The organism is Halorhabdus rudnickae, assembly GCF_900880625.1.
GTDB lineage: Archaea > Halobacteriota > Halobacteria > Halobacteriales > Haloarculaceae > Halorhabdus > Halorhabdus rudnickae.
The window spans coordinates 968,455-982,842 of record NZ_CAAHFB010000001.1 but is presented as its reverse complement, the minus strand read 5'-3'; the positions used below and the strand labels follow the sequence as shown (position 1 = coordinate 982,842).

Genomic DNA, 14,388 nt, shown 5'->3' with positions numbered 1-14,388 from the left:
GGCTTTCGCCGCGCTCGTCACTCTCATACGCGTCGCGACCCTAACGGTCTGTATGGAGACCGCGACATTCGGTGGCGGGTGTTTCTGGTGTACCGAGGCCGCGATGAAGGAACTCGATGGTGTCGAGTCAGTCACGTCGGGCTATGCAGGTGGACACGTCGAGAACCCCAGTTACCGGGAGGTCTGTACGGGCGATACCGGTCACGCCGAGGTCGTGCAGGTCGAGTACGAGCCCGACGTGCTCACCTATGACGAGTTGCTAGAGGTGTTTTTCGCGACTCACGATCCGACACAACTCAACCGTCAGGGTCCAGACGTCGGGACGCAGTATCGATCGATCGTCCTGTATCACGACGAGGCCCAGCGGGAGACAGCCACAGCTTACATCGAAGCGTTAGACGCCGAATACGACGACGAAGTCGTGACGGAACTTACCGGCTTAGACGAGTTCTATCGTGCCGAAGAGAAACACCAGGACTACTTCGAGAAGAACCCGACCGACGCTTACTGTCAGATGCACGCCGCGCCGAAAGTCGAGAAAGTGCGCGAACGCTTCGAACAGCTAGCTGATCCTCGATAGCCGGTCTAATCGTTCGGTCCAAGGCCCGCCGTTTGCATGTATTCGTCGAGTTGCTTTGCCATCGCCACTGCGAACGCGTGATCGTTGATATCGGTTTCCATCTCGACAAGTTCGATCGATTCGTCGAGTGTCGTCCGGATCGCCTCGAACAACGCCTCGTCGGCATCCGGATCGTAGAAATCTTCTCCCGCGACATCGATCATCGAGACGCCGTCCAGTGGCAGATACACCGCCGTCGGTCCACTCGCCGTCGAGAGTTTTTCGGCGACGATCTCCCCGAGTTTGGCGTTTTCTTCGGGCGTGGTGCGCATCAGTGTCACCTGTGGATTGTGAATGTGGAATTGCCGATCCTCGAACGTCTCGGGCACGGAATCTCGCGGGCCGAAGTTTACCATGTCCAAAGCGCCGGTCGAGACGACCTGCGGCGTTCCCGTTTCGGCACCAGCATCCAGCCGTTCCGGGCCGGCACTGAGTACTCCTCCCACGAGTTCGTCGGCCCACTCCGTGGTCGTCACGTCGAGAACTCCGTCGATGACGCCTTGGCGGATCAGATTTTCCATCGCCTGTCCACCCGTCCCGGTTGCGTGAAAGACAACTGTCTCGTATCCGCGGTCTTCGAGGTACTCGCGAGCGGCCTGGACGCAAGGCGTCGTGACTCCGAACATCGTGATGCCGATCGTCGGTCTCTCCTCGATAGTAACGTCCGGTTGGTTTTTGACCATCCCGACCATCGCCAGTGCGGCGTTGGCGATCACCTTCCGGGAGAGTTGATTGAGTCCCTCGATGTCAGCGACGGAGTACAGCATCATCACATCTTTCGCACCGACGTACGGTTCGGTATCGCCGGAAGCCATCGTCGAGACCATCACTTTAGGGACGCCGACCGGTAGCCGACGCATCGCCGTGGTCGCGATCGAGGTGTTGCCCGAACCACCGAGTCCGAGTACGCCGTCCAGTTCACCGTCCTCGTGCATGCGCTGGACGATGATAGCCGCTCCCTCACCCATCGCTTCCATCGCCTCACCGCGCGCTGCGTCATCTCGTAAGTGTTCGAGCCGCGTTCCAGCCGCCTCTGCGACTTCGCTCGCTTTCGTGTCCGGATCAATCTGTGGGTCGTCCACGACCCCCGTATCGAGAAGGTGGACACCAACGCCTTCCGATTCAAGGATATCCCTGGCGAAGCCAATCTCTTCACCTTTCGTGTCGAGAGTGCCGACAATGACGACACTCATGAGTTCTTCTCGACGTTCTCCGCAAGCGGGAGTTTCCCCGGTGGCACGGTTTCACAGTCGGGATGGTTTCCGAGGACTTCTTCGGGACCGGGCGGCGCGTAGACCGCAAGCAACAACAGCGGTTCCCAGCCTGTATTGACGGTGCCATGTTCGACTCCTTCGGGGACGTACACTAGCTCTCCGGCTTCGATCTCACGGGTCCGGTCAGCGACTTCCTGTTTGCCTTGGCCACGGATGACAAAGAGGATCTCGTCGCTGTCTGGATGGGTGTGTCTGTCGTGGCCCTTTCCGGGCTCGAGCTTGACGACGCCCGCACTGAATCGCTCATTGCCAGTCGTATCCGGAGTGTTCAACCACTTCAGTACGCCCCACTCGAACAACTGACTCTCGACGTCGTCCGGTTCGACGAAGAATTCGTGGTCGGACATCTCAGAGATCGATCTCCTTGAACTCCCGGGCCTGGTTCTCGATAGCTTCCTCGGTAGGGAGACGCTCGATACTGGATGCACCGAAGAACCCGACGACGCCCTCGGTGTTTTCCAGGACGTATCTCGCATCTTCGGGCCAGGCGATCGGACCGCCGTGGCAGATCACCATTACGTCATCGTCGACTGCCGTGGCAGCGTCGTGATGGGCCTGGACTCGATCCGCCGCAGCATCGAGGTCCAGTGCCGTTTCTGCCCCGATATCTCCTGACGTCGTCAAACCCATATGTGAGACGATCACGTCAGCGCCGACCTCAGCCATCTCGCGGGCTTGCTCTTCGGTGAAGACGTACGGGCAGGTCAACATGTCCTGTTCGGCTGCTTCCTGGATCATGTCGATTTCTTTGTCGTACCCCATGCCTGTCTCCTCCAGGTTCTGTCGGAACCCGCTGTCAGCATCGATGAGTCCGACCGTCGGAAAGTTCTGGACGCCCGAGAACCCGCGGCGTTTCAGCTCCTCGATGAAAACGTCCATCTCCCGGAAGGGGTCGGTCCCGTTGACGCCCGCGAGAACTGGTGTATCCTCGACAACAGGGAGGACTTCGTGGCCCATCTCGACAACTATCTCGTTGGCATCGCCGTACGGCAACAGGCCTGCCAGTGATCCCCGTCCGTTCATCCGATACCGCCCGGAATTATAAATAATCAACAGGTCTACGCCACCACGTTCTGCGAATTTCGCTGAGATGCCGGTGCCTGCGCCCGCACCGATGATCGGTTCGCCGTTCGATACTGTTTCCTGGAGTCGGTCCAGAGACTCCTGACGCGTAAATTTCATACGTCACTCGTTGTCATCGCTCACCTATTACATAAGATTTGTGATGGTTAGGGCTAATAAAATCGTGCTCGAATATTACTAGCCACTCTCTCGTCAGGAAACGGTCAGTTCACGGATGCGCGAAGTAGGCGATGAGTTCGTCGTCTTCACCGAGATCCGCCGGGTCGGTCGATTCGGGCACGGCATCGAGGCGGGCGAAGCCGACGCGGACGAACTGGACCATTTCGCCGTCGTCGTAAGTGAGCACACCCGGTTCGACGTGACCAGTGACGTCACCTTCGGTCGTCCGCAGTCGTGCAGGGACGCTCCTCGTCGCAGGTACCCAGTGAATAACGTCGACGTCGCCTTCCCGGACGACGTCGATGTCGTCGTCAGTGAACTCGAACGCGTTCTCATCACTCCGGCGAACGCAGCCATAGCCCTTCAGCCAGACTCGCTCGCCTTCAGGGGGAAGGTCTTCGTTTTCGATCAGCACCGCCGAGCCGACGGGGATCGTTCGCTTGCCGCGTTCCTCGTGTTCGGGGTGGACCGGGGGCTGGCCGCGTTCGGGGCCGCCGGAGAGGCTCATCTCGACGCCGTCCCGGACGAAGAAGGCCCGATCGGCCTCGTCGTCGATCAACTCGCGGTTGTTCGCGTAGATAGCGGACATAGCCAGGTCGACGTTGCTGGTCGAGGTCCCGAGTTGGGTCATGGCGTCGACGATGGCTTCCCCACGAATTCCGCGGCGCCGGAGGCTGGCGATCGTCGGTGCTCGGGGGTCGTCCCAGCCGTCGAGTTCGCCGTCGTCGATTAGCTCCTTGATCGTCGAGGTACTCATTGGCACGTCGTAGGCCTCGACCTGGACGTGCCCCCAGTGGATGACCTCGGGGTACTCCCAGTTGAAGTAGTCGTAGACGAACTGCTGGCGCTTTGCCGAATCCTGTAGGTCGATCCCGCGGATGATGTGTGTGACGCCGGTGAGGTGGTCGTCGACGCCACTCTGGAAGTCCAACATTGGCCAGCAACGATAGTCCTCGGCTGTCGTGCGGGGGTGGGGCGTGTCGATGAGACGGAAGGCAACCCAGTCCCGCAGTGCGGGATTCTTGTGTTTGATGTCGGTTTTGACCCGCAGGACCATCTCGCCGGGACTGTACAGCCCGTCGACCATGCCCTGGAACTCGTCACGAACTGTTTCGGGATCCTTGTCCCGATGGGGGCAGGCTTCCCCGTTGTTCTTCAGTTCTGAGAAGTCCTCGGCGGGACACGAGCAGGTGTAGGCTCCGCCGAGATCGATGAGGTCCCGCGCGTAGGCGTAGTAGGTTTCCAGGCGATCGCTGGCCTTTAGCACCCGATTCGGGGTGAATCCCAGGTACTCTATAGCATCGAGAATCTCGTCGTAGGCCTCCAGATCCGGGCGCTTGGTCTCGGGGTCAGTATCGTCGAACCGACAGACGAAGTACCCGTCGTAGCGGTCCTTGTAGGTGCCGACGACGGCGGCCATCCGGGCGTGACCGATATGCCAGGGGCCGTTCGGATTGGGGGCCACGCGCATCCGGATCTCGTCGTACTCCTCGGCGTTAGGAAGGTCGGGTAACGCGTGTTCGTCCTCCTCGTCATCGGCGTCGAGTTCCTCGAGCCGTTCGGGCGCGAGTTCTCCAAGTCGATCACGTTTTGCATCGGTCGAAAGCCCGTTGACCCGCTCGACAACGGGAGCGATGACTCCCGGAATCTCGTCACCGTACTCACGGAAGTCGGGGTTCTCGCCCATCAGCGGGCCCATGATAGCTCCGACCTGGGCGTCGCTGTCGTGTTTCAAGGCGTTGAACAGCGCGCTCTCCTCGGCGGCTGTTTCGACGCGTTCACGAAGGTCTTCGTCCATTACCCGTCGGTTGCAGGGCGGTCGTCAAAACGTCGTCGGGTTCGAGCAGGTGCGTGCGATGGTCGCTTCCGACCAGCGGTCACCGGCCGAAGCGACCGTGAAGAGAGTCGGTTACGCCGTCGGGGTCATAACTTCGGTCATCGCTACCGAGACAAGATTGGCAGGACAACAGTGCCCGTACTGGCGTCGAATCAGTATTCGCGTTCGATCAGGAAGTCGGCGATCCCTTCAAGCAGGTCGCGGGCCTCGTTGTCCGGGAGGACTCCGAGGTTGTCCTTGCCGTCCTGGATGAGCCCTTCGGCGGTCTCGCGGGTGAAGTCAACATCTATTCGGCCGATTCGCGCTCTCGAATAGACGGTGACCAATGAGTGACGAGGTACTCACATGTAATGGGGAGACCAGTGTCCCTGCAGATCTCCAACGGGAAATGAGCCGATCGAACGAATTCCCGAAACGAGTCTATAATACGAGGTATTCTTAGATTCAATCACAAATGATGGTGGTTAGTTCCTGTGAGACTAATTGGTGGAGGATTCTCCGAAGTAAGAACGGAGCAACAAACCAAATCCGATAACTGCTGGAACGAAACTAATCATGATGTATGTTGATGCATGATGACTGTTTCTACTGACTGACGCCGCAATACTGATAGTGACTACGTAGATCGCTAACGCGATCCAAGAAGTACTATTCGTATATAATTTATCAGGTGACATTATTATCCAATTCTGTATAATTACTATCAAATAATAAGTTTTTTGCTACTGTCTAAGGTCGTGCTTTGTTTACCGAATCTTGTCAGGATGCGAAGACTTGAAGATGGGGTCCGTCTGCTTCCGGTTGGTTTGACTGCAACAGATTACAAATAAAGACATTCGAGGGTCATACCACCAAAGACATATCTGAGATGGCTCCGTTCTAAGTACCGCTTAATCTAAAATAAGAGGGATGATCGTTTCGTTTCTGTATCAAGATTGCAAGTGCCATTGACGAGATCCACGGTGTTGGTGAGACGTGGAGCGTCTCATTCGCCACCACTGATCAGAGAATTATTGGGATGTCTTCAACATCGTGGTTCTCGCAGAGTTCTTGCGGGAATGAATGTGTTAATTCCGTCATTGCTGTCGAATACGGAGAATCAATAGCAGTTCGTTCAGGATTCGCGGCAGTATACAGCAGTACCGCTAGCCACTGATTTCAGTCATTGTTTCGTCAAGCTTGATTTGGTTTGGTACTCTCCCGCTGACTAGCTGTAGATCGGCCTTCTGGACTAATCGTGGATGCCCTTTCACTGTCGCTAGGCACGAATTTCTTTCGTTCTGAGATGGGACTCAAAATGCTGGACCGGCTAAGTGCGGTCGAATGTTACAACTTCATCAACCGACGCCGTTGTCACTCTTGTCCCGAATATCAAATTTCACTTCTTTGATTCCTAATGAGACGGGTAATTACTGGTACGGACCATTACAAATAATCCTGTATTAATTTCATGCTTCACCTGACATCTCATCATTCACCCATCAAAGATCTTCTCTTTTACAGGATATTGCAAGATCGCCCGATGGGTGCACCTTTTCATTAAATGAATCATTCCAAGGCAGTTCAGCATAAAACTCATGAGACAGATCGACAGTTAACATCGTGTCGTTTTCATCTGAATTGTCGATCCACCCCTCTCCCATACTTTCCAATTCAACGAACTGACTTTTCGCTTCTTTGTCCCAAAGATCGAACGGCGATCCAGGATATGTATATTCATGTCCTACCGTCTCATGTGGTTCCGATTCTATCTCTCTAGAAATATAAGGGGTATCGTACGATGCTGTAACGCTTCCTGACGCACCCCCTGGGGAGTAGGATGCAGACATAGACCAATTCAAATGGCCCGTATTAGGTTCTGTTGGGCCCCAGTCAGTAATTTCATAACCGCCAGATGAATTATCGGTCCAATCTTGAATTAGGGTAGTTTCTTCGTTTTCGGCATTTTCCAACCGTCATCATATGCTTTTCCTGGCCAAATGCCGGCTCGTGGAGTACAAGCGATATAGTTCTCAGAGCTACGACTGTCGTTTTCAACTTCCCACACCTCTACGAACAGATCCAGCTTTCCGATCTCATATGTGTCAGTACCGTGCTCTGGAGTGGCGGAAATAGCACTATGTCTGGAAGCTGTTCCGATCCGATTCCATGCTGGCTCAGGAATACTTAATACTTCGGATTTGTTTTCACTTTTTTCTGATAAGATTTCATCAACAGACTCATGCGCATTCCTCTCTTGTCTCTCCCGAAATTCGTTTGGAGAATCCTCCTGACCACCATGTGGGTCTGATGAGGACTCACTGTTTATATCATGACGTTTTCCATCTGGATCCTTTTTTGATCCTTCTCAACTATATTTTCTTCTTTCTTAGGTATAATCTTCGGGTCGTGAACTTCGAAAATATGTTCAGTCGGTGCCCCGTTTTCGATTTTTATGACATATCCAGCCACATACCTATCTTTCGGAACAGGTTCCTCGGAGAGTATGGCCTGACGAGAACCATTTGATGCGTATTCTTCCTTGCTTAGAATATCTGATCGAGCATTCTCAATATGCTTCTTTTTAACAGGCTGAGTACGGTCTCCCTTGCGGCCGACGGCAGCGGGCGGTGAGTCCCCCAGTGCTGTGAAAGGGACTGTTCCGACTCCTATTGTTGTTGCTGCTGCTTTCAACAGACTCCTCCGTTTCCATGCTGCCTGAGTGAAGTCTTCTTCCGACATTAATGACAACATAAAACCATTTCTATAAAACCCTTTCCCATTTCATTTTTAATCTATCTTTTGAATATCGTAGCCACACAAGCATATGATGGATGGTAATATAATGGTCGTAAGAGGTGGAGTTTTGATAGTCATTTGATGAATAAAAAATTTCTTATTTCTAACTATTGAATGTTGGTGGGCTGAAAGGGACAAGCGAGCCTTAGCGACGCAGTACTACTGGCCGACATGCGGCCAAAGCGGCTCTATCGAAAGAATGGACCCTTCCGTCATTTGCTAGTCGGTCATTTGCGACGCACAGCGCCGCGAATTTGCGACGCTTTTCGCTGCCTCACCAACTTGATCACGGGTTCGTTGTACTCCGTCTAATGCTCATCTTGGGTATCTTCGATTTCTGGCAACGTCGCGAGAGTAAGACTATCAGGACTTCTGCCTGTGTATGTTCCTGGTACCGTCTTATGGACACACTATATTACATAACCCGATAGTCGGATATATAGGGTCGACCAAATACACCTATACCACTAGAATATAATTTAGTAAACGTACACCGTTTCAGTCAGTATTCGCGCTCGATCAGGAAGTCAGCGATCCCTTCGAGCAGGTCGCGGGCCTCGTTGTCCGGGAGGACTTCGAGGTTGTCCTTGCCGTCCTGGATGAGTTCCTCGGCGGTCTCGCGGGCGAAGTCGATACTGCCCGCCTCCTCGAGTTGTGCGACCGCCTCCTCGATGGTTTCCTCTTCGACTGCTTCCACGTCGTCCTCGGGGACGAGGCCATCCACGTCGACGCCCTGCTGGCGGGCGTGGACGGTGATGATCGTCCGCTTGTTTTCGACGAGGTCGCTACCGCGCTGTTTGCCCAGCTTTTCGGATGGGGTCGTTAGATCGAGCAGGTCGTCCTGAATCTGGAACCCGCGGCCGATGTTGAGGCCGTACTGATAGAGGGCGTCGATGTGGTCGTCCTTCCCCATGAGAACTGCGGGAATGGATGCAGCGGCGGCATAGAGAACGGCGGTCTTGAGTTCGACCATCTCGAGGTAGTCTTCGGTCGTGACTCCCTCGTCGGTCTCGAACTCGATGTCCATCGACTGGCCTTCACAGATCTGCGTGCAGGTCGTCGCCAGTTCCGATAGCGCTCGAACCGAGCGATCGCCGGTCGCCCCCGTCTCGAGCATATTTTCGAAGGCCTTCGCGTAGAGTGTGTCACCTGCCAGAATCGCCGTCGAGAGGTCGAACTCCCGGTGGACGGCCGGAACGCCCCGGCGCATGTCGTCGTCGTCCATGATGTCGTCGTGGATGAGGGTAAACGACTGGATGATCTCGATGCTCACCGCGGCGGACATCATGTCGATCGGCCCGTCGGCCGCCGGGAACTCCCGATAGGATTCACCCTGCGGGGCCACGTCGGCCAGCGATTCAGCTGCGAGTAGCAGGATCGTCGGGCGGAGTCGTTTGCCACCCGCGTCCAGCAGGTACCGCGAGGCCTCGTAGAGTTTCTTGGGCTCGACGACCGGCAGGTTCTCCGGAATGGCCTCGTTGACTTGCCCGCGGCGCCACTCGATGGCCTCCATGATCGCAGCCGGGTCGTCGGTGTCCGTCATCGCCATCGGGTTATTCGACCAGCGTGATCACGTTTCCGTTTCGCGTGACGTGCAGGTCATCGCCCATCTCGTACCCCTCGCTCTCGGCGAGTTCGACGTACGGAGCGAACCCTTCCATGTTCTGGTGGGCCGGGATGAGGTGCTCGGGTTCGAGCGCGTTGAGCATCTCGTAGTGGCCCTCCCGGTTGAGGTGGCCCGAGACGTGGACGTCGTCGTAGATCCGGGCACCCTGCATCTTCAGGAGGGTCTCGCTTTGGTAGCGCTGGCCCTCGTTGGTCGGCTCGGGGATCACCCGGGCCGAGAAGATGACCTTGTCACCCTCTTCGAGTTCGTAGGGCGTATCGCCTCGCCCCATCCGGGTGAGCATCGCACGTGGCTCGCCTTGGTGGCCGGTGACGATCGGCAGGAACTTCTCTTTGCCCTCGCTCATGATGCGCTTGAAGGTGCGGTCGACGGATTTGCGGTGGCCGTACATCCCCAGATCATCGGGGAACTCGACGAAGTCGAGTCGTTCGGCCGTCCCGGAGTATTTCTCCATCGAACGTCCCAACAGAACCGGCTTGCGGCCGATGTCGTCGGCGAACTCGACGAGACTCTTCACGCGGGCGATGTGACTGGAGAACGTCGTCGCGACGATCCCGCCGTCGTAGTCCTCCATGCTGTACATGACGTCTTTGAGATGGCGGCGTGCGACGGACTCGCTGGGCGTGCGGCCCTTCTTCTGGGCGTTGGTACAGTCCTCGATGTAACAGAGGACGCCTTCTCCCTCGCGGCTGATCTCGCGGAATCGGTCCATGTCGATTGGATCTCCCAGGACCGGGTCGTGATCCATACGCTTGTCCAGCCCGTAGACGATCGAACCCTCGGGCGTGTGCAGGACGGGGTTGATCGCGTCGATGATCGAGTGCGTGACGTTGACGAACTCGAGTTCGACCCCCGAATCGCCGATCTGGGTCGTCCCGCCGGCTTCCATCTTCACGAGGTCGTTCTCGACGCTGAACTTCTCCTCGCCCTGGATCTGCTGTTTGACGAGCTCGATGGTGAACGGCGTCGCCATGATCGGTGCGTCGTACCGATGGGCGAGTTTGCTGATCGCACCGATGTGATCGAGGTGGCCGTGCGTGGGCACGATGGCCTGTACGTCACCCTCGATTTCGCTCATGACGCGATCGTCGGGGATCGCGCCCATGTCGATCAGGTCCAGACTGTGCATCCGCTCGGTCTCGACGTTGTCGTGGATGAGGACCTTCGAGAGGTTCAGTCCCATGTCGAAGATCACGACGTCGTCGCCCGCCCGCACCGCAGTCATCTGTCGTCCCACTTCCTCGTAGCCGCCAATGGTGGCAATCTCGATTTCCATAGTTGTGCCTCCGAGTGGGCCACCCGACGGAAGCCGCAACGTCCGACAGCACGATACTGCCGATCGTATCTGCAAGCGGTGTCGACCGCCGTCCGGTTCCGCCGGACCAACTGGGGCGCGAGCCAGGGGTCGGCCGCTGGCCCGCGACCCGGACGACGACGCGGGCACGAATGCCCGACGTAGCCGCGACGGTCGCGTTGACGTCCATCCGTCGGCCGCCGGTTCCGTTCGGGCGGCCGAGCGCTCGGTTATCACCCGGTATGTGGCGCGGCGATAAAAACCGTGCGGGTTCGGGCCGACTCAGCGGAACCCTCAGTGTCTCCCCGTTCGGATTCTTCTGACCAGGACCGTCAGCGCGGTTCTACGCCGAGTCGGTCCGGTCCCGGTCGTCGGCCTCTCCAGGTGCGAGTGGGTCGTCACTTGCCGACGCCCCCGAACCGCCTTCCTGGTCGGTCTCTGCTCTATCCGTGGGATCTCCGCTACTCACGTCCTCGCCGCTGACCCACGGCTCAGTATCTCTACGGGCAGTCTCACTGGTCGGCGGTGTATCATCTCCTGTCGCACTCCCGGACGTTCCTCGGTTCCGTGTACTCGGTTCGCGTTCGACGCCGGTTTCCGCCCGGCCAGTCGAATCGCTGGCCGGTTCGGGTTCTGGGCTCGTTTCCTCTCCAGCCGGGGGCGCCGCCTCTTCTTGTCCGGGACGATCACCATCCGCCAAATCCTCCTCGACTTCTCGTTTCCAGGCTTCGTTTTCCTCTGGTTGTGCCTCCCGGTCTCGTTCGCCCGGTTGCTGGTGGTTCGGATCCCGAGCCGGTGCCCGTTGTTGCATCGGTGGAGCCGCGTCCGCAATCGGTCGATACTGGACTGGGGCCCATGCCGGTTCGCGTGGTCGTTCCGGGCTCTCTTCGGCGTCCGATCCCGTCTCCGGGACGCCAAAGCGGATCCCATCCGCGATCACGTTGCAGACGATGGTGAAAAACCCAGCGAGGATCACCAACGCACCGACGCCGGTAAGCGTACCGCCGACGATTATCTCAGCCCCGACGTCGACCGATCCACCGGAGAACAGGTCGTTGTTCCACAACAGTACCGCACCGCCGACGGTGATTCCACCGCCGACGAGCGTGACCATCAGGAAGTATCCGAACAGCCGCCCGGCGTACCGCACAGACTCTTTTGTATCGATCGCTGACATACCGACGCCAACGGAAACCAGGGTGAAGTATTTTCGGGGCCGCTGCCTGGTAGTGTTTAGATAAGAATTCAAACTGAGTAAGACCGCCCTGAAAGCCCTCGCCAGTTTCGGTCCCGCGACTCGCTGTGCGCTTCGGCCGCGTTGCGGCCTGCAGTGCTTACTTCGTCGGGATTCCCGAAACTGACTCGCCCTTTCATTCCACCAGGATTCGGCTGGTTAGCGGGGAAAAACAGCCTCTTTGCATGGTGCTTATCTGAACACCGCCCGCTGTCCGGAGATCGTCGCGCGCACGAACGCATGACGTTTCCTGTGTCCGGCGTCTCGGGTTTGCGTCCGATCAGGCGTTCCCGTCGATCAGCGTCCCCGGCTGTTCGCCATCAAGAAAGGCTCGAAGATCGCCTGGGCTGAAGATCGACGCCGGGATCGGGAGTTCCAGCAACGATCGCACCTTCCCAGCCATGCCACCCGTGACGTCCGTCGCGTCGCTGTCTCCGAGTGCGTCGGCGACCGTGCCGTACTCGTCGATCCGTTCGATCACGTGCCCGGCATCGTCGAGAACACCCGGAACACCCGAGCAGAGGCCGACCCGTTCGGCCGACAGCGACCGGGCGAGCGAGGCGACGATCTCGTCGCCGCTGAGAATTGTGCCTCCTTCCCCGGCCTGGACGACGACATCGCCGTGCAGGGCCGGGACGAATGACTCTCCAAGCATCCGTTCGATGCCGTCGGCCGGGAGGTGCGTCGTCCCGTCGAGGTCCCGGTGGGCGAGCGAGAGCGGGCGGACGGGCACGGCTGCGACGCCCCGGTCTGACAGTGCTTCCACGACGGCCGCGTTCAGTTCACCCATCGCCGCGTGGATCTCCCGGACTGCACCTGCATCACGGGTGCCCTCGTCAGCACTGACTCCGTGTGTCGCCGCGTGGTGGTGGCCGAAACTCCCGCCACCGTGGACGACGACGAGTCGATCCGGTTCGGACTCCGCGATCGCCGCCGCTACGCCAGCCAGGGCGTCCTCATCGACGGTCTCCGGTACGTCCTTCTGGGTGACGACGCTCCCGCCGAGTTTGAGCACTGTCGTCACGCTGGCCCTCCTCGCTGACTCGTGTTCATGATCGCTCCACCCGGACGCCGTCCGTATCGAGGTCGGCACGGAACGCACGCTCACAGCCCGGCGTGTAGTCCAGTGCGGTCTCGGTCCCCGCCGAGTCGTCGAGCACGACGATACAGCCGCCGCCGCCCGCGCCGGTCAGCTTCGCCCCTTTCGCGCCGGCGTCCCGGGCGGCCCACACCATCGCGTCCAGCGAGCGCGCCGAGACGCCGAGCGCGGAGAGCAGCCCGTGATTGAAGTCCATGAGCCGCCCGAGTTCCGCCAGGTCGTCGTCTGCCAGTGCTTGCTCGCCCCGCCGGACGAGATCGCCGATCGCCGCGATCGTATCGGCGGCGAAGTCGTACGTCGAGCGCAACGAACGGACGCCGCTGACCAGCGCGCCGGTATCGCCCGATCCGCCATCGTAGCCGATCACGAAGGGCAGATTCGGGACGTCCGTGAGGCGCCGACAGTCGTCACCCTCGACGCGAACGGCGCCACCCATCGCCGAACAGAAGGTATCTGCACGCGAAGCTTCGCCGTCCTGAACGGCCAGCTCGACTCGGTAGGCCCGGTCGGCGATCTCTTCGACGCCGAGGGGTTCGCCCAGTTCCCGCGTCGCCGCATCGATGGCAGCGACCACGACGGCGGCCGAGGAGCCGAGTCCGGCCCCAAGCGGGATCGCGCTGTCGATCGTCACGTCGAATCCCGCGTCCGGACGGTCGGCCGCGTCCCGGGCCTGTTCGATCGCCTCGTTGATGTAGCCCATTGCTGCCTCGAGGAGCGGTTGTTCGACATCGACGTCGGGAGTGCCCGAGGTATCGCCATCGTACTCGACGGTGAAGCCATCGAGCGTCAGATCGCCGGCCTGGACGCGCAAGGCGGCGTCCCCGCGTTCGGTGGCTGTCACCGTCGCGCGGCGCTCGATCGCGCAGGGCACGGCCGGCTCCCCGTAGACGACGGCGTGATCGCCGAAGAGATAGACCTTCCCCGGGGCGCTCGCAGTGACCATGCTCGGCGTTGGGGCAGCGACTATTAAGGGCGTTCCGGACCGTGGGTCAGAAGTCTGTCTCGCGAGTGATGTACCGACCGAGAATACCACCGAGTGCACCAAGGCCGATCGAGTAAAGCAGAATGAGCGCGAACGCGATCAGTGCGAACACGGCGACGAGCGCGGTCATCGATCCGGGCAGGCCGAATGCGGGGAGAAACGGGAGCACGGTCACTACCACCAGCATTAGCAGTACCAGCGGGATCGACGCGAGAAGCCCGGACAGTGCGCCGACACGGAGCGCGTCGGACTGGTCGCCCCCCTGGAGATACCCCGCGGTCGCCCCGCCGAGCACCGGCGAGAACGGGACGAACGCCAGCACGACGGCCACGACGGCCCCAATCAGCGCGTTCAGCAGCGTGTTTCCTCCGGCCATATCCTGTCTGACGGCCCGGGCGCGCA

General features: G+C 58.8%; 13 protein-coding genes and 1 pseudogene. 1 reads left to right on the top strand and 13 read right to left on the bottom strand.

Annotated elements, in window-relative coordinates; all coding sequences use genetic code 11:
- Positions 1 to 52: 52 nt before the first annotated feature.
- Complete coding sequence (gene msrA / locus BN2694_RS04910; RefSeq protein WP_135663165.1) at positions 53 to 580, top strand: peptide-methionine (S)-S-oxide reductase MsrA; 528 nt, start codon at positions 53 to 55, stop codon at positions 578 to 580.
- 5 nt (positions 581 to 585) lie between these two features.
- Here the strand turns inward: msrA and BN2694_RS04905 are convergent, their stop codons facing one another.
- The 13 genes and pseudogenes from BN2694_RS04905 to BN2694_RS04845 all read right to left on the bottom strand — a co-directional run bounded on the left by BN2694_RS04905 (position 586) and on the right by BN2694_RS04845 (position 14,362).
- Complete coding sequence (locus tag BN2694_RS04905) at positions 586 to 1,812, bottom strand: Tm-1-like ATP-binding domain-containing protein (protein WP_135663163.1); 1,227 nt, start codon at positions 1,810 to 1,812, stop codon at positions 586 to 588.
- Complete coding sequence (locus BN2694_RS04900) at positions 1,809 to 2,240, bottom strand: cupin domain-containing protein (RefSeq protein ID WP_135663161.1); 432 nt, start codon at positions 2,238 to 2,240, stop codon at positions 1,809 to 1,811. Before BN2694_RS04900 ends, BN2694_RS04905 begins: the two co-directional genes overlap by 4 nt.
- Before the next feature lies 1 nt (position 2,241).
- The gene (locus tag BN2694_RS04895; RefSeq protein WP_135663159.1) at positions 2,242 to 3,075 is read right to left on the bottom strand and encodes a phosphoenolpyruvate hydrolase family protein; all 834 of its coding nucleotides are present in this window, start codon (positions 3,073 to 3,075) and stop codon (positions 2,242 to 2,244) included.
- 109 nt (positions 3,076 to 3,184) lie between these two features.
- On the bottom strand, positions 3,185 to 4,933 hold the full coding sequence (locus BN2694_RS04890; protein ID WP_135663157.1) for a glutamate--tRNA ligase: 1,749 nt from the start codon (positions 4,931 to 4,933) through the stop codon (positions 3,185 to 3,187).
- A gap of 191 nt (positions 4,934 to 5,124) precedes the next feature.
- Positions 5,125 to 5,256: pseudogene (locus tag BN2694_RS04885) on the bottom strand (polyprenyl synthetase family protein); the annotation flags it as partial.
- A gap of 1,197 nt (positions 5,257 to 6,453) precedes the next feature.
- Entirely contained in the window at positions 6,454 to 6,924 is a 471-nt protein-coding gene (locus tag BN2694_RS04880; protein WP_135663155.1) for a hypothetical protein, read from the bottom strand.
- Positions 6,925 to 7,276: 352 nt separating this feature from the next.
- Positions 7,277 to 7,693: a hypothetical protein gene (locus BN2694_RS04875; protein WP_135663152.1), complete on the bottom strand. Its 417-nt coding sequence runs from the start codon at positions 7,691 to 7,693 to the stop codon at positions 7,277 to 7,279.
- 559 nt (positions 7,694 to 8,252) lie between these two features.
- Complete coding sequence (gene idsA3, locus BN2694_RS04870; protein ID WP_135665450.1) at positions 8,253 to 9,293, bottom strand: geranylfarnesyl diphosphate synthase; 1,041 nt, start codon at positions 9,291 to 9,293, stop codon at positions 8,253 to 8,255.
- 10 nt (positions 9,294 to 9,303) lie between these two features.
- The gene (locus tag BN2694_RS04865; protein ID WP_135663150.1) at positions 9,304 to 10,653 is read right to left on the bottom strand and encodes a ribonuclease J; all 1,350 of its coding nucleotides are present in this window, start codon (positions 10,651 to 10,653) and stop codon (positions 9,304 to 9,306) included.
- 361 nt (positions 10,654 to 11,014) lie between these two features.
- Positions 11,015 to 11,848 carry a hypothetical protein gene (locus BN2694_RS04860; protein ID WP_135663148.1) on the bottom strand — a complete coding sequence of 278 codons (834 nt, stop codon included), beginning with the start codon at positions 11,846 to 11,848 and terminating at the stop codon, positions 11,015 to 11,017.
- Between the two features lie 337 nt (positions 11,849 to 12,185).
- A complete protein-coding gene (locus BN2694_RS04855) occupies positions 12,186 to 12,929 on the bottom strand; it encodes an isopentenyl phosphate kinase (protein WP_135663146.1) in 744 nt (247 codons plus the stop codon).
- A gap of 25 nt (positions 12,930 to 12,954) precedes the next feature.
- Positions 12,955 to 13,947: a mevalonate kinase gene (mvk, locus tag BN2694_RS04850; RefSeq protein WP_135663144.1), complete on the bottom strand. Its 993-nt coding sequence runs from the start codon at positions 13,945 to 13,947 to the stop codon at positions 12,955 to 12,957.
- 46 nt (positions 13,948 to 13,993) lie between these two features.
- The gene (locus BN2694_RS04845; protein WP_135663141.1) at positions 13,994 to 14,362 is read right to left on the bottom strand and encodes a DUF5518 domain-containing protein; all 369 of its coding nucleotides are present in this window, start codon (positions 14,360 to 14,362) and stop codon (positions 13,994 to 13,996) included.
- Between the last annotated feature and the right edge of the window lie 26 nt (positions 14,363 to 14,388).